Origin of the sequence: Streptococcus sp. HMSC056C01, from assembly GCF_001811305.1 — a bacterium.
Taxonomy (GTDB): domain Bacteria; phylum Bacillota; class Bacilli; order Lactobacillales; family Streptococcaceae; genus Streptococcus.
Genome location: NZ_KV804182.1, coordinates 63,187 through 85,561 on the forward strand (window position 1 = coordinate 63,187; position 22,375 = coordinate 85,561).

Sequence of the window (22,375 nt, forward strand, 5' to 3'; positions counted from 1 at the left end):
TATAGTCTGAAACTATAAGAAAAAGCCCACTTGGAGCTTTTCATGATATTCTTACAAAACCTTACTCAAGAAATCCTTGGTTCTTTGTTCTTGGGTTTGTTCAAAGACTTGCTCTGGAGTTCCATCTTCGACAACAACACCGTCAGCCATAAAGATGACGCGGTCTGCCACTTCACGCGCAAAGCCCATCTCATGCGTCACGATGACCATAGTCATTCCTGACTTAGCAAGTTCTTGCATAACCGCTAGTACTTCCCCTACCATTTCTGGGTCTAGGGCAGAAGTCGGTTCATCAAAAAGTAGGACATCTGGTTCCATGGCAAGACCACGAGCAATAGCGATACGTTGTTGCTGCCCACCAGACAAACTTTGTGGATAAGCATTTGCCTTATCTGGTAAACCAACTTTTTCCAAGAGCTCATGCGCTCTCTTCTCAGCAACTTCCTTACTTTCCCCTTTGGTCTTGATAGGAGAAAGCGTGATGTTATCCTTCACTGTCATATTGGGGAAGAGATTGAACTGTTGGAAAACCATTCCCATCTTTTCACGCATGGCAAAGAGGTCGTTTTTCTTATCTGTAATGTCTACTCCTTCAAAGATAACCTTTCCTTTTGTCGCTTCTTCGAGGAGATTCATAGAGCGAAGGAGGGTTGACTTACCGCTACCAGATGGTCCGATAATGACCACAACTTCCCCTTTTTTGATTTCAAGATCAATACCTTTTAAAACTTCATTTTTTCCAAAGCTTTTATGAAGGTTTTCAATTTTTATAAGCGTTTCAGTCATTATTTTTTCTCTCCTTGTCCCATACGATTTTCAAAAGCTTTCAAGGCTAGTGTCAAGATAGAGGTCATAATCAAGTAGTAAAAGGCTGCAAATAAAAGTGGAGTTAAAGGCAAGTAGGTGGTTGTTGACACCGTAGTAGCTCCATTCCACAATTCCATAACACCGATTGCTGACAAGAGTGAACTATCCTTGATAATGGTAATAAACTCATTCCCCAAGGCTGGCAAGATATTCTTGATAGCCTGTGGCAAGATGACATAGCGCATGGCATTTTTAGGACGAATCCCTAGAGAGTAAGCCGCCTCTAATTGTCCTTTAGGTACTGCATTGATACCAGCACGAACTGTTTCTGATACATAGGCACCACTATTCATAGAAATAATGATAATCCCTGGAATCAAACGTGAAAAATCAACTCCCAAAACTCCAATTTGAATAGTCGGGGCATTGATATGCATAAGAGCAAAAGCAATCATGATCTGAACCATCATAGGTGTTCCACGGAAAATCCAAATATAAACATTGGCAAGCCAAGCTATGGGCTTTATTTTAGAACGTTGAGCAAAAGCCAAGACTACCCCTAAAATTGTCCCCAAAAAGACAACCAAAACAGAGATCAAGACTGTTACAAGAGCACCATAGTTAAAATATGGCAGATATTTAGGTAAAAAAGAAAAATTCATAAATCCACTACTTTCTAATTTCTAACTTAAAACTTGTATGAGTATAACATGTTTTGAATAAAAATGCAATCTTTTTCCTTTTATTTTCAATAAAATTTCAAAGAAAACAGAAATAGTGAGAAATCTTAGTTTTTTCTAGTCAAGTGGATACTCTTTATGGTAAAATAGTAACGATAAGAAATGGAGGAGAATCAAAATGGAATCACATTTGGTTAGAATCATCAACCGCCTAGAAGCAATGACAAAAGATGGTGGTAACTTAAAACGTAACTTTGAGCGCGAGGGAGTTGTTGTAGCTGAAGTTGCTTTTAACCATGATGAAGAAAATGGCCCAATCTTTACACTTCGTGATGTTGAAGCGCGTGAAACATATACTTTTGACAGCATCGACTTGATTGCGATGGAAATTTACGAACTTCTATACTAATAATAGATATACAGAGGTTGGGACAAAAGATCCCGACCTCACTTTTTATTAGCAATCAAACTTTGACGCGGTAGCTGATTGGACTTTTCGTTCGTCTTTTAGACTCCCAAAACTCCTAATCATCTTCGCGGGGCTGGGACTACGAAATCGAGACTTTGTCTATCGATTTCTGTCCCACCGCCTTTCACCAACGAGAATCCTTTTTGTATGACAAATAGGATTTTTTTCTTGCTATCAAAATATTCTCCAGATTAGCGCTCTACTATTTATAGTGCTAGTATCCAATCTTTTTACTTGAATTGCCCAATAATCATGATATAATTAAATTATATACTTGTTTGACTATTTTTGACCTTTTAGATTTAGTCAAGACTAAGAAAGAAATGAGGTGGCGGTATGCTCTGTCAAAACTGTAAAATCAATGACTCAACGATTCATCTTTATACCAATCTCAATGGGCAACAAAAGCAAATCGACCTTTGCCAGAATTGCTACAAAATTATCAAAACAGATCCTAACAATAGCTTGTTCAAGGGCATTACAGATTTAAACAACCGTGATTTTGATCCCTTTGGAGACTTCTTTAACGATCTCAACAACTTTAGACCTTCTTCTAATAACAACAATATCCCCCCAACTCAGTCAGGGGGTGGATACGGTGGAAATGGGGGTTATGGTTCCCAAAATCGTGGTTCTGCCCAAACCCCACCACCAATCCAGGAAAAAGGACTCTTGGATGAATATGGTATCAATGTCACTGAGATTGCCCGTCGTGGAAATATTGACCCTGTAATTGGCCGTGACGAAGAGATTATCCGTGTCATTGAAATCCTCAACCGCAGAACAAAAAACAACCCTGTCCTCATCGGTGAGCCCGGTGTTGGTAAGACAGCTGTTGTCGAAGGTTTAGCTCAGAAAATTGTTGACGGTGATGTTCCCCATAAGCTTCAAGGCAAAGAAGTCATCCGCTTAGATGTCGTTAGCCTTGTTCAAGGAACAGGTATCCGAGGTCAGTTTGAAGAGCGCATGCAAAAACTCATGGAAGAAATTCGTGAGCGCGAGGATGTTATTCTCTTCATTGACGAAATTCATGAAATTGTCGGTGCTGGTTCAGCAGGAGAAGGGAATATGGATGCAGGAAATATCCTAAAACCAGCTCTTGCTCGTGGCGAACTCCAACTGGTTGGTGCTACTACCCTCAATGAATATCGCATCATCGAAAAAGATGCTGCCCTTGAACGTCGTATGCAACCTGTCAAAGTTGATGAACCAACCGTTGAAGAAACCATTATTATCCTGAAAGGTATCCAAAAGAAATACGAAGATTACCACCACGTTCATTATACTGACGGCGCTATCGAAGCGGCCGCTACCCTTTCTAACCGCTACATCCAAGATCGTTTCTTGCCAGACAAGGCCATTGACCTTCTAGATGAAGCTGGTTCAAAAATGAACTTAACCTTGAATTTTGTAGATCCTAAGGTCATCGACCAACGCTTAATCGAAGCAGAAAATCTCAAGGCACAAGCAACCCGCGATGAAGATTTTGAAAAAGCAGCCTACTTCCGTGACCAGATTGCCAAATATAAGGAAATGCAAAAGACCAAGGTAACGGATCAGGATACCCCAATCATCAGCGAAAAGACGATTGAACACATCATCGAACAAAAAACTAATATTCCAGTTGGTGATTTGAAAGAAAAAGAACAATCTCAACTCATCAACCTAGCAGATGACCTCAAGGCTCATGTTATTGGTCAAGATGATGCAGTTGATAAGATCGCTAAGGCTATCCGTCGTAACCGTGTTGGACTCGGTACTCCAAACCGTCCAATCGGTAGCTTCCTTTTTGTTGGTCCTACCGGTGTCGGTAAAACAGAACTTTCTAAACAGCTGGCCATCGAACTCTTTGGTTCTGCTGACAGCATGATTCGCTTTGACATGAGTGAATACATGGAAAAACACAGCGTGGCTAAACTCGTTGGTGCCCCTCCAGGATACGTAGGCTATGATGAAGCAGGTCAATTGACTGAAAAAGTTCGTCGTAACCCCTACTCACTAATCCTCTTGGATGAAGTTGAAAAAGCCCATCCAGATGTTATGCATATGTTCCTTCAAGTCTTGGACGATGGTCGTTTAACGGATGGTCAAGGTCGTACTGTTAGCTTTAAAGACGCCATCATTATCATGACCTCAAATGCAGGTACAGGTAAGGCAGAAGCTAGTGTTGGATTTGGTGCTGCTAGAGAAGGCCGTACTAACTCTGTTCTTGGAGAATTAGGCAACTTCTTTAGCCCAGAATTCATGAACCGTTTTGATGGCATTATCGAATTCAAGGCCCTCAGCAAGGAAAATCTCCTTCAAATCGTTGATCTCATGTTAGATGATGTCAATCAACGTCTCTCAAGCAATAACATCCATTTAGATGTAACAGATAAGGTTAAGGAGAAACTTGTAGACCTTGGTTATGATCCAAAAATGGGAGCTCGTCCACTACGTCGTACCATTCAAGATCATATCGAAGATGCGATTACAGACTACTACCTTGAAAATCCAAGCGAGAAAAACCTCAAAGCCGTCATGACTAGCAATGGTAAAATCATGATTAAATCAAAAAATAAATTGGAAACAGTTGACTCAAATGACTAATTCCACATACTAAAAGAATGTTCTTACTTGACAGTAAGAGCATTCTTTAATATGATAGAAAGAAAGCGCACACATAAAGGAGAAATTTATGACAAATCCAACCTTTGGAGAAAAAAAAGAGGGTGTAACCTACAAAACTAGATATGGTGTTTATGCAGTCATCCCTGACTCAGCACTTGAAAAGATTATCCTCGTTCAAGCTCCAAATGGTGCATGGTTCTTGCCTGGTGGCGAGATTGAAGCAGGTGAAGATCATTTTGAAGCTCTCAAACGAGAACTGATTGAAGAATTAGGTTTTACAGCTGAGATTGGCACTTATTATGGACAAGCAGATGAATATTTCTATTCCAGCCATCGTGATACTTACTACTACAATCCAGCCTATCTTTACGAAGCTACTTCTTATCAAGAAATCCAAAAACCTTTGGAGGACTTCAATCATCTAGCTTGGTTCCCAATCGATGAAGCCATTGCTAACTTAAAACGTGGCAGTCATAAATGGGCAATTGAAGCCTGGAAAAAACAGCATCAAGTTTAAATTAACTTTTCCAATTTTTCCAAAAAGTGCTATAATAGAAATAGAAACACAGGAGGAAAGCCTATGAAGCTCATCAACACTACTAATTCTCACTCAAACCTTGTTAAAAGCCAACTGGAGAGTACCGACGCTACACTCGTAGAAGTCTACTCTGCAGGCAACACTGATGTTATCTTTACTCAGGCACCGCTTCATTATGAAATCCTCATTTCCAATAAACATCGTGCTATCCGCGAACAAGAAATAGAAAAAATCCAAGAATTTTTCTTGAATCGCAAGATCGAAAAGCAAAATATCGATGAAGCTAATATCAAGACCCTCTACTCTGAAAAATTGATTGAAATCTCAATCCCAACAAAATAAAACTTAGCAATATTTGGACAACACTCTAAAAATTCTAACTTTTTAGAGTGTTCTTTGTCTGTCTAATCCTATATTCTAAAATCAGATTCAGTGTTACAGAAAGAGTTTTCTAACAATCCTTCAACTTACTAAGTTTGGTAATATTTTTGTAAAAACTCGGTACTTGATCATCAAAACAATTAATTTTACTATTATAATTTACTAACATTAAAAAAGGAGCTCATAAATGGAGAAAATAGTATACAGAAAAGCAAGGCTAGACGAATACCAAAAAATTGGAAAAGTAATAGCCGATAGCTTCTTTGATTATCCATTTTTAACTCTAATCATAGATGATCTCAAGAAACCTGAAAACTATCCTGCTTTTTTAGAACTATTGGAAAGTCTCCTGACTCGCCTCTATATCAAAGAAGAGACCTGTTTAGTAGCTGAACAAGACGCAGAAATCCTAGCTGTCGCCTTATTACAACAAAATGATTTTTCTATCCTATCTTACTTGCTAAATGGTGTCATAAAACTGTTTCGCTACATTAGTCCTCGAAATTTTTTGAAGTATCTTGATTTAGTAGACCGTTCCGAAGAACATTTGAAAAAATCTAATAGCTTTGACTGGTATTTGATGCTCCTTGCAGTCAATTCATCCGTTAAAGGACAAGGTGTGGGCAGTGCTTTTCTTAGAGACGCAGTTGAGCCTTATGTCAAATCCAAGGGCTGCAAGCGCTTAGGACTCATTACCAGTACAGAAAAAAATGTTCCATTCTATAAAAAGAATGATTATGAATTGCTAGATTTTATGGAGTTAGAGTATGGGGCTAAGTCTATTGGAAACTGGGCTTTTTTAAAAACTATCAATAAATAAAGTAAAAAAGGAGTTTAAATCAACTCCTTTTTACTTTATTTAACTGCTTCTTTCAAGGCGTCAACCTTATCCAAGCGTTCCCATGGAAGATCGATATCTGTACGTCCCATGTGTCCATAAGCCGCAGTTTGACGGTAGATTGGACGTTTGAGATCAAGCATTTGGATGATTCCTGCTGGACGAAGGTCAAAGATTTGACGCGCTGCTTTTTCAAGCTTGCTTTCAGCTACTGTTCCAGTACCGAAGGTATCGATACGAACAGATACAGGTTGAGCTACACCAATGGCATAAGCCAATTGAACTTCTGCTTTCTTAGCGAGACCTGCAGCAACGATGTTTTTGGCAATGTAGCGAGCTGCATAAGAAGCTGAACGGTCAACCTTAGTTGCATCTTTACCAGAGAAGGCACCACCACCATGGCGTGAGTAACCACCATAAGTATCCACGATGATCTTACGACCAGTCAAACCTGAGTCTCCTTGAGGTCCTCCGATAACGAAACGACCTGTTGGATTGATGAAGAATTTAGTTTCATCGTCAAGATAAGAAGCTGGAATCACTTCTTTGATAACCTTGTTAATCACGTCCTCATGAATTTGTTCATTGCTAACTTCTGGATCGTGTTGAGTTGAAATAACAACTGTATCCACGCGCACTGGCTGGTCATTTTCATCATATTCAACAGTAACTTGTGATTTAGCATCTGGACGAAGATAGCTAATTTCACCAGACTTACGAAGCTCTGCCAAACGACGAACCAACTTGTGGCTGAGTGAGATTGGCAATGGCATGAGTTCTTCAGTTTCATTAACTGCAAAACCAAACATGAGACCTTGGTCTCCAGCTCCAATCAAATCAAGTGGATCTTGATCCGCATTTCCACGAACTTCCAAGGCTTCATTAACACCTTGGGCAATATCTGGAGACTGCTCAACAAGTGATGGGTGAACTCCTACTGTTTCAGCTGAGAATCCATACTCAGTGTTGGTATAGCCAATCTCTGCAATGGTATCACGTACCACACGGTTAATATCTACATAGGCATTGGTTGAAATTTCACCAAAAACATGAACTGAACCAGTATAAACAGCTGTTTCAGCAGCAACGTGGGCTTCTGGATCTTGCTCTAAAATAGCATCCAAGATAGCATCTGAAATTTGGTCTGCAATCTTATCTGGATGCCCCTCAGATACAGATTCAGACGTGAATAATTTACGTTCTGACATAAAAATGTCCCCCCTTAAAAAATATTCGTTATAGAGTTACAAAGTACTGGTAGAGAATCGATAAACGACCTTCACTACCACCTTATCGGGACCATATAACCTAACTATTATAACACGAATCTTTAAAAAATACTCGTATGATTACTATTTTTCTTAATTGGAAACTGTTTTCTAATCTTAGCCAAATAAAAACTCTTAAAGTGGATAGGATTTCCAACTTCAAGAGATTTCTTAAAAACTAATTATTTTCTAGATAAAACTCAAAACGTTCTCCGACGTATTGGCTCTTTACATACTCAAAAGCTGTACCGTCATCAAAGTAAGAAACCTGAGTCAGTCCTAAAATAGCATGCCCCTTTTCTACTTCCAGATAATGAGCAATCTTTTCCTTGGCTAAGCGAGCATAAATAGTCTGGTGAGATTTACCAATTCGATAACCATGTTTCTGTAAGGTTTGAAAGAAGTGCTTGGTTACTTCTTCTTTCTTGAAATTTTTGATAAATTTCTCAGGAATAGAAGCCACCTCATAGACCACAGGAACTTGATCTGCATAACGAACACGTTCCATCCGAATAATATTTTCAGTGGCCTTGATCCCTAATTTTTCAACTTCTTGCTCATTCGGAATAGTCCGACGATAGGAAATCAGATGACTCGATGGTGTTTTCCCCTGCGCCTTCACGATTTCCGTAAAACTGGTCGTTCCACGCATTTTTTCCTGAACACGAGTACTAGAAACAAAGGTCCCGCTACCCACACGACGCTCCAAAACTCCTTCCTCGACCAAAAGGGAGATGGCTTGACGAAGGGTCATACGGCTAACCTCAAATTCCTCAGCTAAGTCTCTCTCGCTTGGGAGTCTCTCTCCAATTTTCCAATTTCCCTCATCAATGTCTTTCTTGATTTGGTCGTGGATTTTCATATAAGCTGGTAACATGCTTGCTCACTTCTTTTCTTTATTTTTTCCATTGTACCCTATCTCATGGGGAAAAGTCAAACTGCACTTGTTTGGTTGGTAATTCTGGGGCATTTATGATAGAATATTCAAGAAGATATTTCTTTTAAGAAAGGGAAAAGATGACCAACATTTCAACTGATTTGCAAGATGTCGAAAAGATCATCGTACTGGACTATGGTAGCCAGTATAACCAACTTATCTCACGTCGTATCCGTGAGATTGGTGTCTTTTCAGAACTAAAAAGTCACAAGATTTCGGCTGACGAAGTCCGCGCTATCAATCCTATCGGGATTGTACTTTCAGGTGGTCCAAACTCTGTTTATGAAGAAGGCTCATTTGATATTGATCCAGAGATTTTTGAACTTGGAATTCCAATTTTAGGAATCTGCTACGGTATGCAGCTATTGACTCACAAGCTTGGTGGTAAGGTTGTTCCTGCAGGTGATGCTGGTAACCGCGAATACGGTCAATCAAAATTGACTCACACAGAGTCTGCTCTTTTTGCGGGTACTCCAGATGAGCAACTAGTTTTGATGAGCCACGGAGATGCTGTTACTGAAATTCCAGCTGATTTCGTTCGTACTGGTACATCAGCTGACTGTCCATACGCATCTATTGAAAATCCAGATAAGAAAATCTACGGTATCCAATTCCACCCAGAGGTTCGTCACTCAGTTCACGGTTATGATATCCTTCGTAACTTCGCTCTCAATATCTGTGGTGCCAAAGGTGACTGGACTATGGATAACTTCATCGAGATGCAAATCAAACAAATCCGTGAAAAGGTTGGAGACAAACGTGTTCTCCTTGGTCTTTCAGGTGGTGTTGACTCTTCTGTTGTTGGGGTTCTCCTCCAAAAAGCCATCGGCGATCAATTGATCTGTATCTTTGTAGACCACGGTCTTCTTCGTAAAGGAGAAGCTGACCAAGTTATGGATATGCTTGGTGGTAAGTTTGGTTTGAACATTGTCAAAGCAGATGCTGCTAAACGTTTCTTGGATAAACTTGCTGGTGTGTCTGATCCAGAGCAAAAACGTAAGATTATCGGTAACGAGTTTGTCTATGTCTTTGATGATGAAGCAAGCAAACTAAAAGATGTGAAATTCCTTGCGCAAGGAACTCTTTATACAGACGTTATCGAGTCAGGTACTGATACTGCTCAAACTATTAAATCTCACCACAACGTTGGGGGACTTCCAGAAGACATGCAGTTTGAACTCATCGAACCTCTTAACACTCTTTACAAGGATGAAGTTCGTGCTCTTGGTACTGAACTTGGTATGCCAGACCACATCGTATGGCGCCAACCATTCCCAGGACCAGGACTTGCTATCCGTGTCATGGGGGAAATCACTGAAGAAAAACTTGAAACTGTTCGTGAATCAGACGCTATCCTTCGTGAAGAAATCGCCAAAGCTGGTCTTGACCGTGATATCTGGCAATATTTCACTGTTAACACTGGCGTTCGTTCAGTAGGGGTTATGGGAGATGGTCGTACTTATGACTATACCATTGCTATCCGTGCCATCACTTCTATCGACGGAATGACAGCTGACTTCGCTAAGATTCCTTGGGAAGTTCTCCAAAAAATTTCAGTTCGTATCGTAAACGAAGTTGACCACGTTAACCGCATCGTCTATGATATTACAAGTAAACCACCTGCAACTGTTGAGTGGGAATAGAGTTTCCTATAAAATAATAAATAATACTGCTGGAGCATGGACTACAGTGGTATTATTTTTTTTATTTCAATATTAGGAAAATTTCTCGACTCTCAACTCCTCTTTTTAAATCCTTGAAACCATGCTATAATATAGTAAGTATAGCTCCAATAACCTAATGATAAAGATTTCTTACATCATACGTAAGTGTTATTCTACTCTGATTCATATTATAATGAAAGTAACAAAAGATGGAGGTGTTTCACATGGAAACAATTTTACGAGTAGAATCATTAAAAAAGCATTATGGAAAAGAGCCGAATATCACCAAAGCCTTGAACGGTATATCTTTTCAAGTTGTCAAAGGTGAGTTCTTAGGGATTATGGGGAGCAGTGGTTCTGGGAAAACAACCCTTCTTAACTGTCTCGCTACTATCATCAAACCAACTGATGGCTCCATTCAAATGCAAGAAAAAGATTTAAGTCAGTTAAAAGGTAGTCAGTTAGCTGATTATCGTGGCAAGGAAATTGGTTACCTTTTTCAAAATTTTGAGCTTTTGGACAATCTGACAGCCAAAGAAAATATTTTACTCCCCTTGTCTTTGCACAAGGTCGATGCCAACGAAAGCAAGGTTCGGTTAGAATTGCTTTCCCAATATCTAGATATTTCTGAACTTCTGGATAAGTTCCCATCTCAATTATCAGGTGGTCAACGACAAAGGGTAGCTGCTGCGCGTGCCTTAATTTTAGACCCTAAGATTGTATTTGCAGATGAGCCCACAGGAGCTTTGGATTCAAAAAATGCGACCATTTTGATGCAAAAATTATCCGAAATGAATCAAGTGGAAGAAACCACCATTCTCATGGTGACCCACGATTCAGTCGCTGCCAGCTTTTGCAACCGCATCTTGTTTATCCAAGACGGAAAACTATTCCATGAAATTCGACGCGATTATCCAAGAGAAAGTCAAGAAGATTTTTACCACAGAATACTAAAGGTCATGTCTGCACTGGCTGGAGGTGATGGCAATGTTTTCTAAATTAGTCTCAAGAAATAGCAAGAGGGATCGAAAGAATAATGGCTTGTATTTCAGTTCCATGGTTCTTTCTATTATCTCCTTTTACATCATCCTTTCTTTGTCCCATCAAGATGCGATGATCTTTCTCAAACAAATAGAGAGTGACGCTGTAAATAAACTCTTTAGCATGATTCCCATTCTTTATGTAGCAACCCTCTTTATTCTCTTTTTTCTAGTCTACTTCGCAAGCAGTATGCAGATGGAAAGGAGAAAACATGAATTTGGTGTCTATCTAACGCTAGGGATGCGAAGAAGCAAACTGTTCTTGCTGCTCCTACTCGAGGATTTGAGAAACAGTATCCTTGCTCTTGGAATAGGTCTTCCAATTTCAATCTTGATTTCAGAACTGATTAGCCTAATAACCGCTAAAATTGTTGGGCTAGGGATTATTGAACATCAGTTTTCTCTATCTACCACAGCTCTATTCTATACAATCATCGGTTTCCTAGCTGTAAAATTAGCTGTTTTTGTTCTTTTAAGTGCAAAGACGGCCAATAAGGAAATTGGAAATCTGCTATCCTATTCTCCTTCTGGAATGAAGAAACTACTCCCCAAGGGGGTGTACCTTCTTGCTTCAGTCCTCGGAATTTTGCTTCTAGGAACAACCTATTACATGGGTATGAGTGGACGAGCTTGGAAAAGTGTCATAACCATGGGCATCACTGTTTTCTTGGGGACTCTAGGAACTATCCTCCTCTTCTTTGGTATGCGTTTATTTATAGACTTTTTGGTCAAGCTTGGAAACAATCGAAAACTTCATGCCTATAATTTTAGACAGATTCAGGAATTAGTTATCCAGCGCTCAACTATACTGGCTATCTGCTCCCTCTTAATCTTCTCTGCCTTGTGCCTCTTTGGAGCAGGTGTTGCCATTGCAAGTGGCAATTCAGGCAATCAAACCCACGTATTGGATTATACATTTAGAGATAGCAAGCAGGATACAGATGAAAATCTTGATGTAAATACAGTAAAAAAAGAGCTTGAAGCTGCTGGACTAGCATCACAGTTTTCAAAGATTCTGCAAATCAAAATCGGCAAACCGAAAGAACACGAGTCCGTGTCCTTCGAAGAGGTCATCAAGGAGTTGAAAAAGCAAAAAGACAGCAAGAACAAGGAAATTTTGCTCCGTAAATTTAAACAGTCTACTACTTCCCACCTCATGCCAGTTTCCGAATACAATGAACTTAGAAAGGCTGCCAATCTCCCTCCTCTAGAATTAACTAGCAAGGAAGCCTACTTGTATATGGGGAAAGATTTTCTCCCAGATGAAAGTCTCGTCAACTCTGTTCTGAAGACGAAGCCTCAAATCAATGTCATGGAAAATGATGTAAAATTGATTGGAGAGGTGGAGTCTTTGCCAATCGTAACGGATCGTGAGATCACCCTCTCTGTTGCCCTCATAGTCCCAGATGAGACCTTTATGAGTTATACAGACGGTCACTATTCGAACTATGTCAGCGGTATCTTGGCTCCTGAGCTAGTCAAGGAAAAAGGCTTGATGAGAGCTATCTCAGATACCAATGAAAAGCTAAATCAAACCTCTCTTGGCTATGAAAGCTATATACAAAATATGGGAAGACAATTATTTTACATTATCTCTGCCAGCTATATCACTATCTATCTAGCTATCATCTTCCTTGTTGTGGCAAATACAATCATTGGCGTTCAATTTTTGATGGGTCAGAGACAATCCTACAGACGATACCAAACCTTGATCCATCTCGGAGCCAACTACGAAACTCTTTGTAAATCGTCAGAAAAGCAAATCAACTGGTATTTCGGTCTGCCAATAGCCCTTGCACTTATCAGTAGTAGCTTCGGAGTGAGCTCTCTCCTCACAGGAATAGTACCAGCCAGTATAAGAATGGTCATGGGGCAGAAATTTATCACAGCCATGCTGATAGTACTGCTCTTAGCAGGTTTTGAAGTCATCTATATCAGAATTGTAAAGAAAAATAGCAACAAATACTTGTTGTCCTTAATGGAACCCAAAAGAGATGAATAAGATAGAATAAAATAGGAAAAGGAGGAACCAATATGAAGCATATCCTGGTTATTGAGGATGAGGCCTTGATTCGAGATGAAATTGTCATCTTGTTAGAGAAAGCGAATTATCAAGTTGATAAGTTGACTGACTTCAAAGATACAAGCCAACAAGTGTTGCAATACGATACGGATCTAATCATACTGGATTTGAATTTGCCAGGAGAAACAGGTTTCCACATTTGTAAGAATCTCAAGTCCAAACGCTCTGTGCCCATATTGATTCTCACCTCCCGTGAACAACTAAAAGATGAGATTTACGCCCTAAAATTAGGGGCTGACGAGTATTTAACAAAACCTTTCAAGAAAGAAAGATTCTTGGCTCGTATAGAAAATATCTTGAAACGCTATGAAGGTAGACAAAATTTGCTTGAAAAAGATAATTTCCTGCTGGATAGAAATACCTATACTCTTTATATCAACGGACATTCGATTTTACTCCCTAAAAATCAAGGGAAATTGTTAGAAACCTTATTAGTGGCAACTGATTCAGTCGTCACAAAAGAAGAACTAAGCATGAAACTGTGGAATACAACTGAGTTCATCGATGAAAATGCCCTACAAGTAAACATTGCAAGGCTGAAAAAGATGATGAAACAGGCTGGCATTGCCCTTAAAGTCAAGTCCGTCAGAGGTATTGGTTACAAGCTAGAAGAGGTAAGTCCAGATGAAATATAATCTAAAATATCTAGCTAGTTATCTACCTTGGTTACTTGTTCTCTTAGCATTTGACCTATTTACAGCTGTCCTGCTTTGGCTTTCAGATGTGAGAATGTTTCAAGCTCTCATCCTTCTCTATATTTTAGCCACCGTCCTACTTTTTTTCATCCTATCATTCTTACTTATAAGAAAAGAAAGAAAAAAATCCGCTGCTTATAAATCCTTCATAGCCAATCCTAAAATCGATACTGAGCTTGAATTATTGAATTTATCAAGTGTCTCAGAGAAAGAAAGCATTGAAAAAATAGCAGATACACTTTATCAAAAGCAGGCTCAAATAGGAAAACTCAACTCATTACTAGCCGAGTACGAGGACTATGTTGAAAAATGGGCGCATGAGATTAAACTTCCTTTATCGCTTCTTTCCCTCCTTTTAGACAATCAAAGTGACCAACTACCTGAGGATACTGCTTTTAAATTGGACTATGTGAAAAATCAAATCCAAGAAAATGTATCACAGATCCTATTCTACTACAGGGTGAAAAGTGAGAAAAATGATTTTCTATTTGAAGACCTTGACCTAGAAGAGTGTATCCAAGATCTTTTGGAGAACTTTGACCCCTTGCTCAAAGAAAAGAATTTTACGATTAAGTTAGAAAACATACAAGGAATCTGCTACACCGATCAACGCAGTTTTGGATTTATCCTGTCTCAAATATTAGCCAACGCCCTTAAATATAGCTCTGATAAACCAGAACTCAAGATTTCTATGTCAAGTGACAAGGAGCGCAAAACCCTGATTATTAGGGATAATGGGTGTGGAGTTAAAGCTTGCGACCTCCCTCATATCTTTGAAAAAGGATTTACAGGTGATTCAGGAGAGACAAGGAAAAAATCAACAGGCATGGGTCTCTATCTTGTCAAACAATTAGCAGATGCTTTAAAAATCGACATCGTAGTAAAATCCGAATGGATGCATGGATTTGAAATCTCTCTTTCTATTTCGTAATTTTTCGATTAAGAAAATTGCCTAGTCATAGAAAGCACATATTTTATACCAAAAAGGAAAGCTGTACTGACCCCCAAAAGTTGGACAAATAATTATTGAAAGGATTTAGTTCTGTATTGCACAGGGCTAAGTCCTTTTCTACCATTTGTCAAGTATATTAAGGTATTTGATGAAAAATAGTTTTAGTTTGACTTTAATTCGTTTGTTGTTTTAGTTCTGGAGAATAATAACGATTCATCCCTTTCTTGACGATATCTATGCCATAACGGTCAATTAATTTCATCATGTACTTTAGACCAGAAACATCCACACCAAATCTTTTCAAAAGCTGTTTGAAGCTTTGTCCTTGCTTTCTTAGTTCATAAATCTGAACTTTATCTTCATAATTCAATTTCATAATAAAACACCCCAAAAGTTAGATTTTTTCTGTCTAACTTTTGAGGTGCAGTTCAAATTTCTGATGGGATTTTAACATTTCAATATGATTCTTACCAGAAAAACTTTCGATAAATTCTAGCAATCGTTAAAAAAATAGCGTAGACTATACCTAAGATGGTTAAAACAATTTTTCCAGTAGTCACCTCTGAGCCGATGATCGATATATGAAAGAGAGGAGCGAGACCAGTACACACATATATCAAATAAACAATAACATTTATTTCACCAATCCCAGTGTAGAACTATAAAAAAACAGTAAAACCGACTCGGTTCTACTGTTTTATTCTTAAAATGTCTGGCGCTTGGCTTTTCGCTCTGCACGTCCGCGAGCACGACCTTCTGCTCGCTTGGTTTTACGGCGTTTTTCATCGACGGCCCACTGGATTTTTTTCTTATAACCTGGTTTGACTTTTTTCTTTTTCTTTTTAACCAAGCCAATCATTTCGATGTCCAGTTTTTCCTGTTTCTTCTCACGATTAGCACGGCGGTCACGGTCATAAGTATCTTGGAACTCTCCGTCTTTAACCATCTTAGGAGTAAACTTAATTCCTAGTTTTTCCAACTCACGAATATCTGAGTCATCACTAGGCTGGTAAAGTGTAATGGCTGTTCCTGGTAAGCCATTACGTCCAGTTCGTCCGACACGGTGGACAAAGAAGGACAAGTCTTGTGGAATAGCATCATTAATAACGTGACTGACACCTTCGATGTCAATCCCACGCGCAGCCAGGTCAGTTGCTACGATATACTCAAAATCAAGATTTTTGACCTGATTCATGATCCGTTTACGTTCACGAGGAGCAATATCCCCATGAATCTTAGCAACCTTCAAGCCTTGGGCTGTTAAGTATGTATGCAATTCATCAGCCCGCGTTTTAGTATTGACAAAAATCATAGCTAAGTATGGTTGCATGACTTGAGTCAATTCATAAATCTGGGCATTCTTATCACGACCTTTAGTCGAAATCAACCAGTTATCAATGGTATCTGAGATAACTGTTTTGGTCTTGATTTTTTCCATAACTGGATTAGACAAGTATTTTTTCAAGAATGGTTGCAGTTTTTGTGGGATAGTCGCTGAAAAGACCATAAACTGTAAGTCTTTCGGAAGACTTCCTGCAATCTTATCAACCGTCTCTAGGAATCCCATATCCAAGGTCATATCAGCTTCATCGACTACAAAGGTCTTAGACTTGTGGATAGCTAAATCGCCTGATTTTACCAAATCATAGATACGACCTGGTGTTCCGATAACAATATGGGGCTGATTACTTGCCAATTTTTCAATCTGACGGGCCTTGTCCGTACCACCCACATAGTTAACGACACGAATCTCTACTTCTGAGTGTCCTGCAATCTGACGAGCAGCTTGATAAATCTGTGTTGCTAACTCACGACTCGGAGCTGTGATAACTGCCTGCACGCTATCGCTCTCTTCATCCAACTGTTGGAAAATTGGAAGCAAGAAGGTATGAGTTTTCCCTGAACCTGTTTTTGATTCACCAACCAAGTCACGACCTGCCAAGACAATAGGAATCAACTTATCTTGCACCTCTGTTGGAGTGGTAAACTTCAACTCCTCCAAGGCTTCTTCTATATATTTTTTAAACTTAAATTTCGTAAATGACATAATATCCTCGATTCTATCTATTTACTCATTATACCACATTTTGATGCATTACAGTTAAACTTTCGTTTTGGATAATCACGTGGAAATTTCAAAATATACCCGAATAATGACAAGAAAAATACTCTCTGTCCATCCTAAACAAAGAGTATTAGATTTTTACGTAAGCTTCCACTCTTCTCTCAGCCAATCACAAAAATGATGATAGCGTTGGTCGAGAGCTTCATGATGCCCATAAGCATCAAATGTGCAATAAGTCGAAGGCACATTCTCTGAAATCAGATCATGTAGATCTCTGGCATAAATAGGAGCCTTAGACAAACGGTTGGAATGATTAGCACCTTCTGTCTGACCATTTTGTAGATAAATAAATCTTTGGCTCTGTATCAAGTCATGTTCCCTACAAAAATCTATAAAGTCTGGATACCAGAAGGAACCACAGATAGAGAAAATACAGCTCAAAGGAAGATAGCTACTATAGAGACTATAAACAGCAGCAAGACCGCCCAGTGAATAGCCACCATAGGCAATTCGACTTTCATCAATCAAGTAGTCCTTTTGCAGAGTTGTTAGAATCCCTTGAAAGAGCTTCTGATGGTATGCATCTATCTTCCCACCAAAATCTGGGGTCCCTTCTTTCAAAGCCTTAGACTGCCAGGGTGTAAAGTCATCCAGACGATTTTCTGGAATCAAGCCCACCAAAATCACAGATTGGGATAGGTCTGATAAATAATCCAGTTCCCCATCGTTTAAAAGCACAACTGGGTAGGCTTGTTTAGAGTCATAGGTTGAAGGAAGGCTGACCCTAACCTGAATCCCTTCCCAGTTAAACTCCTTATTTCTTGATAAAGTCATTGATTTTTTCAAGGGAGTCAATCACTGCAGGACCGTAATCCATCAACTCATCGTAAGAGATGGTCATGATTTTTTGATTCTTGATTGCTGGGACATTTTCCAAAACAGCATTTGCCTTCATCAAATCCACTGCTTTTTCATCCAACTTTTGATTGCGGTCGCTGGTTACATAGATAATCAGCTCTGGATCCATTGATACTAGATTTTCCAGGGTCAAGCCAGAAGTTCCTGTTGCGACATTTGTGTAACCAAGTTGGTTGAGCAAGCTTTCTTGAAGGGCTGACTTGTAAGCACCAAAAGTTTCGTCATTGTAGGCTACCATAATCAAAGCCTTTTTCTTTTCACCCTGTGTTTCTGGGTTAGCTTTTTTAACCGCATCGATTTTAGCTTGCAATTGCTCTGCGTATTGATTAGCCTTGTCTTGGACATTGAAAATGGTACCAAGATTCTTCACATCTTCTACGATATTTCCCAAATCCTGTTGGATATTTGAAAGTGAGGCTTTTTGCGTATAAACAGGGATTTTATTTTCATTCCAAGCGCTGATAGTTCCCATTGACTTTTCAGAGAACATCATATTACGTCCCATCAAAGCATCTGGTTCATAAGAAAGAACCGTTTCTTGTGAGACTGATTTTTTATCCCCAATATGAGGGATGGCTTCAATTGCTTCCTTGTATTTACCAGTTACGGCATTATCAGGATTGAGCATGCCGGCAATTTTATCCTTCAAACCAAGTTCGAGTAGGATTTCAGTTGTTGAAAGATTGTTGGTAATAACCTTTTCAGGTGCCCTTTCAAAGACTTGTTCGACTTCGTTTCCTTTGGCATCATAAGTTTTGATGGTTACAGGATAGTTGGTTTCTGTAGTAGATTTTTGACTTGTCTCTGCGCTTGATTGTGTGGTAGCTTTTTCTGTTGAACTATTGCCACAAGCTGCCAAAGTTAAGGTAGCTACTGTTAGGAGCAAAATACCGATTGATTTTTTCATGTTTTGTTTTCCTTTTCATTTTTTATAAATAGTGAATCATGGCTTGCTGATCTTCTGTCCAAGTAACCTTACTTTGGACACCATAGACAGCCTGCAAAGACTCAGGAGTGATGGTCTCTTTTGGAGTCCCTTGGTAAACAATCTCTCCTTCTTTCATCAGATAGAGATAGTCTGAATAGCGACAAGCTAGCTGAATATCATGCAACACTGCTAGCACATTGATATGGAGATGTTTGACAATGGTTAACAAGTCTAGTTGGTACTTGATATCCAAATGATTGGTCGGTTCGTCTAAGAGCAGGAGAGTCGGTTCTTGGGCCAAGGCTCGTGCCAATAAAACCCGCTGCTTCTCTCCTCCTGACAGAGAAGAGTAGAGTCGATTTCTCTTTTCGAACATATCTACCTTGACCAGAGCATCCTCAACCAAGGTAAAGTCTTTTTCTTTTTCCTTTTGTAAGAAAGAGAGATGGGGTGTTCTGCCCAGCATGACGATTTCCTCAACCCTACAATCAAATTGTAACTGATTAAACTGCGTGACGACTGCCATCTGTTTTGCCGTTTCCTTGACGCTCATTTGTTCTATCGGTTTCCCATTTAGAGAAATCAAACCTTGATCAGGTTTTTCCTGTCGATAGAGGAGTTTCAGCAAGCTAGTTTTCCCACTTCCATTGGGTCCCAAAATGGTATGAAATTGCTTGCCCTCCAGTTTGAGCGACACTCCTTTGAGAATTTTTTTCTCTCCTATTCCAAAGTGAATATCCTGGCACATTAAGTCCATATCAGACTTTCACCTCCCCTCGTCTACTTCCAACCATGTAAATAAAGAAAGGAGCACCTACTAGAGCCGTGAAAATCCCAATCGGCAGCTCAGCATTTTGAATCAAGACACGAGCAAGGACATCTGCCCAGATAACAAAGAGGGCGCCGAGCAAAGTAGCGATCGGAAAAAGTCTTCTGTAATTAGTACCAACCAAACTTCGTGCCAAATGAGGTGTGATGAGACCAACAAAACCAATAATCCCACAGGTCGATACCAAGATTGCTGTCATTACAGCCACAATCGTCACATAAAGATACCAGTAAAAACGTAGGGGAATCCCTAAGGTCAAAGCCGCCTCATCACCCATCATCATGGCATTAAAAACACGATATTGGGTAGAGAAAAATAAAAAAGCAATTCCCACGATTATAGTTGGCAAGGTTAAGTGAGCCCAGGAAGTCCCCGCTAAAGAACCCATGGTCCAAAACTTGATGGTCATGACACTATCAGCATTAGCGCCAATTGAGATAATAAAGTTTGAAAAAGCCAAAAATAGTGCATTCACTACTGTCCCGGATAAAATCAGGCTTGAAGTTGTCATTCTGCCCTGCATGGATGCAATGAGTAGAACTGCAATTGTTGCCACAAGCGCTCCAAGGAAAGAGCCAAGACCAATCATGACCTTAAACCCGAGAATGATGCTCAAAGTCGCACCAAAGGTTGCCCCAGCTGAAATTCCTAACACATAAGGTTCTGCGATTGGATTATTGACTGTTGACTGCATAACGCTACCACACATGGAAAGGCCAGCACCAACTATCAAACCAAGAAAAACCCGTGGTAATCTCATATTCCAAACAATAGCAAGTGTAGACTTCGAAAGGTCTCCTATATCCAGAGGAGCCCCCATCTTACTCAAAATAATCCGATAAGTATCACTCAAGCTAATTTGAACTGAACCCATAGAAACAGCCAAAAATAGAGAAACTCCCAAAGCTCCCAGCAACAGAGATAGGAGAAAAACATACCGCAGGTTTTGATGGCTTCCAGAAGATTTGGAAATCATAAAACTCTCCCTTAATAAAATTAAAAATTTAGACAATTTTCATAAATAGTATACCACATTTCTAAAGTAGGGACAAGACTAGAAAGATACAGCTAAAAAGACTGTTAAAACTAGATAGCTGATTGAGCTCGGGCTAAAATCCTAGTGAACAAAAAAACTCCCCGAAGGGAGATCATTCTGGTTTATTTTACCTTACAGTACTAGGAACCGTAACCTAAGATTATACTTGAGTATATCGAGGTAGGTGACAAAAATAAAAAAAGCTCCCTGAGGTCAGAGAGCTGATTTGAGCTCGGGCTAAAATCCTAGTGAAAAAGATGAAACTCCTTGTGTTCATCGAACACGGTGTCGTTTCCCTATTTTCATACGGATTTCTTACGCCCTTAGCATCATGATTCTTGCTGGATCAAACGTTTATAGACTAGGCGGCAAGCCGAAGATTGTACAAAAATGTTAGTAAAACAAAAAATCTCCCCGAAGGGAGATCATTCTGGTTTATTTTACCTTACAGTGCTAGGAATCGTAACCGAAGATTATACTTGAGTATATCGAGGTAAGGTGACAACGCAATGTAAGTGGAAAATAAAGCAGATTAGCGACGAAGTCCTAGAGAGTTGATCAACTCACGGTAACGGTTAACGTCGTTTTTACGCAAGTATGCAAGCAAGTTACGACGGCGACCGATTTTCTTCATCAATCCACGGTAAGTAGCGTGGTCTTTTTTGTGTTGTTTGATGTGTTCGTTAAGGTGGTTGATTTCCCAAGTAAGGACAGCAACTTGAACCTCTACTGAACCTGTATCACCTTCGTGACGTGCATATTGTGCGATGATTTCATTTTTTTTCTCTTTTGAGATTGCCATGATGTTTCTCCTTTTTATTTGGCTTCATCCGAGTGACAGGTTGGCATGCCTGTAACCAAGAAGAAGTTATTTGTCTTTAAGACAATTTCTATTCTACCAATAACTAAGTTCTTTGTCAACTGATTTACTATCCATACCACAAATATGCTATAATAGTTATAGGAAGGATATCTAAGTAGACAGCTTGAAAAGTGAGGTGATTACCATGCGTAAATTTTTCAAATATCTCCCCTACTATCTGGTCGTATTTTTCTTTTATTGGCCACTTTATGGATTATTTATACTACTATCATCGAATCCTGATTTAACAGGCCTCTATCTTCTAAATATATTCATCATTTCGCCTGTTGTAGTTTTTATAGTTTCTCTTCTTTATAGTTATCGTTTTGGTTTTTCACTGCATTGGCTTCTAGGTAGTTGCTTGCTCTATTGTTTTACTATTATTCCTTTCAGAGAATTTATTATTGTTTATTTCCTAGCCTATGAAATTCTTATTATACTAGGTACAGTTATTGGTGCCATTATCAGGTATCTGGTTCAAAAACTGAAAAACAAAAAACTTTCACAAAATCCTTGAAAAATCTCGCAATCATGCTATAATAATGCATAGAGACAAGTCGCTTAGAATCTTTCTTTTAGAGAGTGCGTGGTTGCTGAGAACGCATAGGAAGTCTAAACTGATACTACTCTACTAACTTTTATGCAAACATAAAACGGTGGCCACGTTAGAGCCAATCAGAGGTGTCAACAGTTTTTGTTGTACATAAATGAAGGTGGAACCACGTTGCGACGTCCTTTTGAGGAGGTCGCTTTTTGTTTTTCTTGATTTAAAACT

The 22,375-nt window shown here is 39.3% G+C and carries 22 protein-coding genes and 2 pseudogenes; 12 read left to right on the plus strand and 12 right to left on the minus strand.

Annotation, left to right across the window (positions count from 1 at the left end):
• Window positions 1–51 precede the first annotated feature (51 nt).
• A complete protein-coding gene (locus HMPREF2795_RS01390; RefSeq protein WP_000140935.1) occupies window positions 52–786 on the minus strand; it encodes an amino acid ABC transporter ATP-binding protein in 735 nt (244 codons plus the stop codon).
• Window positions 786–1,469 carry an amino acid ABC transporter permease gene (locus HMPREF2795_RS01395; protein ID WP_001011628.1) on the minus strand — a complete coding sequence of 228 codons (684 nt, stop codon included), beginning with the start codon at window positions 1,467–1,469 and terminating at the stop codon, window positions 786–788. Before HMPREF2795_RS01395 ends, HMPREF2795_RS01390 begins: the two co-directional genes overlap by 1 nt.
• Window positions 1,470–1,665: 196 nt before the next feature.
• On the opposite strand from HMPREF2795_RS01395, the gene HMPREF2795_RS01400 reads away from it, so the two are divergent.
• From HMPREF2795_RS01400 to HMPREF2795_RS01420, 5 genes are all read left to right on the plus strand, one after another.
• Window positions 1,666–1,896 carry a DUF1797 family protein gene (locus tag HMPREF2795_RS01400; protein WP_000443576.1) on the plus strand — a complete coding sequence of 77 codons (231 nt, stop codon included), beginning with the start codon at window positions 1,666–1,668 and terminating at the stop codon, window positions 1,894–1,896.
• Between the two features lie 396 nt (window positions 1,897–2,292).
• A complete protein-coding gene (locus HMPREF2795_RS01405) occupies window positions 2,293–4,545 on the plus strand; it encodes an ATP-dependent Clp protease ATP-binding subunit (RefSeq protein ID WP_075228035.1) in 2,253 nt (750 codons plus the stop codon).
• A gap of 88 nt (window positions 4,546–4,633) precedes the next feature.
• Window positions 4,634–5,083 carry an NUDIX hydrolase gene (locus tag HMPREF2795_RS01410; protein WP_000184295.1) on the plus strand — a complete coding sequence of 150 codons (450 nt, stop codon included), beginning with the start codon at window positions 4,634–4,636 and terminating at the stop codon, window positions 5,081–5,083.
• Between the two features lie 63 nt (window positions 5,084–5,146).
• Window positions 5,147–5,446: a DUF1827 family protein gene (locus tag HMPREF2795_RS01415; protein ID WP_000767183.1), complete on the plus strand. Its 300-nt coding sequence runs from the start codon at window positions 5,147–5,149 to the stop codon at window positions 5,444–5,446.
• 226 nt (window positions 5,447–5,672) lie between these two features.
• Entirely contained in the window at window positions 5,673–6,305 is a 633-nt protein-coding gene (locus HMPREF2795_RS01420) for a GNAT family N-acetyltransferase (RefSeq protein WP_000411987.1), read from the plus strand.
• A gap of 35 nt (window positions 6,306–6,340) precedes the next feature.
• Here HMPREF2795_RS01420 and metK read toward each other — a convergent pair whose 3' ends face one another.
• Both metK and HMPREF2795_RS01430 read right to left on the minus strand, forming a co-directional pair.
• Window positions 6,341–7,531 (minus strand): methionine adenosyltransferase, encoded by a 1,191-nt coding sequence (gene metK, locus HMPREF2795_RS01425; protein WP_000003967.1) that lies wholly within the window; start codon window positions 7,529–7,531, stop codon window positions 6,341–6,343.
• A 238-nt stretch (window positions 7,532–7,769) separates the two neighbouring features.
• On the minus strand, window positions 7,770–8,468 hold the full coding sequence (locus HMPREF2795_RS01430; RefSeq protein ID WP_075228036.1) for a GntR family transcriptional regulator: 699 nt from the start codon (window positions 8,466–8,468) through the stop codon (window positions 7,770–7,772).
• Between the two features lie 140 nt (window positions 8,469–8,608).
• Between HMPREF2795_RS01430 and guaA the strand changes: the two genes are divergently transcribed.
• The 5 genes from guaA to HMPREF2795_RS01455 all read left to right on the plus strand — a co-directional run bounded on the left by guaA (window position 8,609) and on the right by HMPREF2795_RS01455 (window position 14,941).
• Window positions 8,609–10,171 (plus strand): glutamine-hydrolyzing GMP synthase, encoded by a 1,563-nt coding sequence (guaA, locus tag HMPREF2795_RS01435; RefSeq protein ID WP_075228037.1) that lies wholly within the window; start codon window positions 8,609–8,611, stop codon window positions 10,169–10,171.
• Window positions 10,172–10,416: 245 nt separating this feature from the next.
• On the plus strand, window positions 10,417–11,190 hold the full coding sequence (locus HMPREF2795_RS01440; protein WP_049509658.1) for an ABC transporter ATP-binding protein: 774 nt from the start codon (window positions 10,417–10,419) through the stop codon (window positions 11,188–11,190).
• Window positions 11,180–13,234 carry an FtsX-like permease family protein gene (locus tag HMPREF2795_RS01445; RefSeq protein WP_049509659.1) on the plus strand — a complete coding sequence of 685 codons (2,055 nt, stop codon included), beginning with the start codon at window positions 11,180–11,182 and terminating at the stop codon, window positions 13,232–13,234. The genes HMPREF2795_RS01440 and HMPREF2795_RS01445 overlap by 11 nt, the downstream gene beginning before the upstream one ends.
• A 32-nt stretch (window positions 13,235–13,266) precedes the next feature.
• Complete coding sequence (locus HMPREF2795_RS01450) at window positions 13,267–13,950, plus strand: response regulator transcription factor (RefSeq protein WP_049509660.1); 684 nt, start codon at window positions 13,267–13,269, stop codon at window positions 13,948–13,950.
• A complete protein-coding gene (locus HMPREF2795_RS01455; protein ID WP_049509661.1) occupies window positions 13,940–14,941 on the plus strand; it encodes a sensor histidine kinase in 1,002 nt (333 codons plus the stop codon). The genes HMPREF2795_RS01450 and HMPREF2795_RS01455 overlap by 11 nt, the downstream gene beginning before the upstream one ends.
• Window positions 14,942–15,143: 202 nt before the next feature.
• Here HMPREF2795_RS01455 and HMPREF2795_RS10745 read toward each other — a convergent pair.
• From HMPREF2795_RS10745 to rpsO, 8 genes and pseudogenes are all read right to left on the minus strand, one after another.
• A pseudogene (locus HMPREF2795_RS10745) lies at window positions 15,144–15,338 on the minus strand (helix-turn-helix domain-containing protein); the annotation flags it as partial.
• A gap of 91 nt (window positions 15,339–15,429) precedes the next feature.
• Window positions 15,430–15,609 (minus strand): hypothetical protein, encoded by a 180-nt coding sequence (locus tag HMPREF2795_RS10830; protein WP_080980069.1) that lies wholly within the window; start codon window positions 15,607–15,609, stop codon window positions 15,430–15,432.
• Between the two features lie 56 nt (window positions 15,610–15,665).
• The gene (locus tag HMPREF2795_RS01465) at window positions 15,666–17,009 is read right to left on the minus strand and encodes a DEAD/DEAH box helicase (protein WP_049509225.1); all 1,344 of its coding nucleotides are present in this window, start codon (window positions 17,007–17,009) and stop codon (window positions 15,666–15,668) included.
• Between the two features lie 156 nt (window positions 17,010–17,165).
• Window positions 17,166–17,861 carry an alpha/beta hydrolase-fold protein gene (locus HMPREF2795_RS01470; protein ID WP_075228038.1) on the minus strand — a complete coding sequence of 232 codons (696 nt, stop codon included), beginning with the start codon at window positions 17,859–17,861 and terminating at the stop codon, window positions 17,166–17,168.
• Window positions 17,842–18,852 (minus strand): ABC transporter substrate-binding protein, encoded by a 1,011-nt coding sequence (locus tag HMPREF2795_RS01475; RefSeq protein ID WP_075228039.1) that lies wholly within the window; start codon window positions 18,850–18,852, stop codon window positions 17,842–17,844. The genes HMPREF2795_RS01470 and HMPREF2795_RS01475 overlap by 20 nt, the downstream gene beginning before the upstream one ends.
• Before the next feature lie 22 nt (window positions 18,853–18,874).
• Window positions 18,875–19,630: an ABC transporter ATP-binding protein gene (locus HMPREF2795_RS01480; RefSeq protein ID WP_049509228.1), complete on the minus strand. Its 756-nt coding sequence runs from the start codon at window positions 19,628–19,630 to the stop codon at window positions 18,875–18,877.
• 1 nt (window position 19,631) lies between these two features.
• On the minus strand, window positions 19,632–20,678 hold the full coding sequence (locus tag HMPREF2795_RS01485) for a FecCD family ABC transporter permease (RefSeq protein ID WP_049509229.1): 1,047 nt from the start codon (window positions 20,676–20,678) through the stop codon (window positions 19,632–19,634).
• Window positions 20,679–21,270: 592 nt separating this feature from the next.
• A complete protein-coding gene (rpsO, locus tag HMPREF2795_RS01490; protein WP_001018251.1) occupies window positions 21,271–21,540 on the minus strand; it encodes a 30S ribosomal protein S15 in 270 nt (89 codons plus the stop codon).
• 205 nt (window positions 21,541–21,745) lie between these two features.
• Between rpsO and HMPREF2795_RS10835 the strand changes: the two genes are divergently transcribed.
• Together HMPREF2795_RS10835 and HMPREF2795_RS11055 are read left to right on the plus strand one after the other, a co-directional pair.
• Entirely contained in the window at window positions 21,746–22,117 is a 372-nt protein-coding gene (locus HMPREF2795_RS10835) for a hypothetical protein (protein ID WP_049509230.1), read from the plus strand.
• Between the two features lie 121 nt (window positions 22,118–22,238).
• Window positions 22,239–22,366, plus strand: a pseudogene (locus HMPREF2795_RS11055) (AAA family ATPase); the annotation flags it as partial.
• Window positions 22,367–22,375: the final 9 nt, after the last annotated feature.

What these genes read in the sequence shown, in the direction of transcription:
- HMPREF2795_RS01390 (WP_000140935.1), bottom strand. Translation starts at nt 786, where the DNA reads ATGACTGAAACGCTTATAAAAATTGAAAACCTTCATAAAAGCTTTGGA.
- HMPREF2795_RS01395 (WP_001011628.1), bottom strand. Translation starts at nt 1,469, where the DNA reads ATGAATTTTTCTTTTTTACCTAAATATCTGCCATATTTTAACTATGGT.
- HMPREF2795_RS01400 (WP_000443576.1), top strand. Translation starts at nt 1,666, where the DNA reads ATGGAATCACATTTGGTTAGAATCATCAACCGCCTAGAAGCAATGACA.
- HMPREF2795_RS01405 (WP_075228035.1), top strand. Translation starts at nt 2,293, where the DNA reads ATGCTCTGTCAAAACTGTAAAATCAATGACTCAACGATTCATCTTTAT.
- HMPREF2795_RS01410 (WP_000184295.1), top strand. Translation starts at nt 4,634, where the DNA reads ATGACAAATCCAACCTTTGGAGAAAAAAAAGAGGGTGTAACCTACAAA.
- HMPREF2795_RS01415 (WP_000767183.1), top strand. Translation starts at nt 5,147, where the DNA reads ATGAAGCTCATCAACACTACTAATTCTCACTCAAACCTTGTTAAAAGC.
- HMPREF2795_RS01420 (WP_000411987.1), top strand. Translation starts at nt 5,673, where the DNA reads ATGGAGAAAATAGTATACAGAAAAGCAAGGCTAGACGAATACCAAAAA.
- metK (WP_000003967.1), bottom strand. Translation starts at nt 7,531, where the DNA reads ATGTCAGAACGTAAATTATTCACGTCTGAATCTGTATCTGAGGGGCAT.
- HMPREF2795_RS01430 (WP_075228036.1), bottom strand. Translation starts at nt 8,468, where the DNA reads ATGTTACCAGCTTATATGAAAATCCACGACCAAATCAAGAAAGACATT.
- guaA (WP_075228037.1), top strand. Translation starts at nt 8,609, where the DNA reads ATGACCAACATTTCAACTGATTTGCAAGATGTCGAAAAGATCATCGTA.
- HMPREF2795_RS01440 (WP_049509658.1), top strand. Translation starts at nt 10,417, where the DNA reads ATGGAAACAATTTTACGAGTAGAATCATTAAAAAAGCATTATGGAAAA.
- HMPREF2795_RS01445 (WP_049509659.1), top strand. Translation starts at nt 11,180, where the DNA reads ATGTTTTCTAAATTAGTCTCAAGAAATAGCAAGAGGGATCGAAAGAAT.
- HMPREF2795_RS01450 (WP_049509660.1), top strand. Translation starts at nt 13,267, where the DNA reads ATGAAGCATATCCTGGTTATTGAGGATGAGGCCTTGATTCGAGATGAA.
- HMPREF2795_RS01455 (WP_049509661.1), top strand. Translation starts at nt 13,940, where the DNA reads ATGAAATATAATCTAAAATATCTAGCTAGTTATCTACCTTGGTTACTT.
- HMPREF2795_RS01465 (WP_049509225.1), bottom strand. Translation starts at nt 17,009, where the DNA reads ATGTCATTTACGAAATTTAAGTTTAAAAAATATATAGAAGAAGCCTTG.
- HMPREF2795_RS01470 (WP_075228038.1), bottom strand. Translation starts at nt 17,861, where the DNA reads ATGACTTTATCAAGAAATAAGGAGTTTAACTGGGAAGGGATTCAGGTT.
- HMPREF2795_RS01475 (WP_075228039.1), bottom strand. Translation starts at nt 18,852, where the DNA reads ATGAAAAAATCAATCGGTATTTTGCTCCTAACAGTAGCTACCTTAACT.
- HMPREF2795_RS01480 (WP_049509228.1), bottom strand. Translation starts at nt 19,630, where the DNA reads ATGGACTTAATGTGCCAGGATATTCACTTTGGAATAGGAGAGAAAAAA.
- HMPREF2795_RS01485 (WP_049509229.1), bottom strand. Translation starts at nt 20,678, where the DNA reads ATGATTTCCAAATCTTCTGGAAGCCATCAAAACCTGCGGTATGTTTTT.
- rpsO (WP_001018251.1), bottom strand. Translation starts at nt 21,540, where the DNA reads ATGGCAATCTCAAAAGAGAAAAAAAATGAAATCATCGCACAATATGCA.
- HMPREF2795_RS10835 (WP_049509230.1), top strand. Translation starts at nt 21,746, where the DNA reads ATGCGTAAATTTTTCAAATATCTCCCCTACTATCTGGTCGTATTTTTC.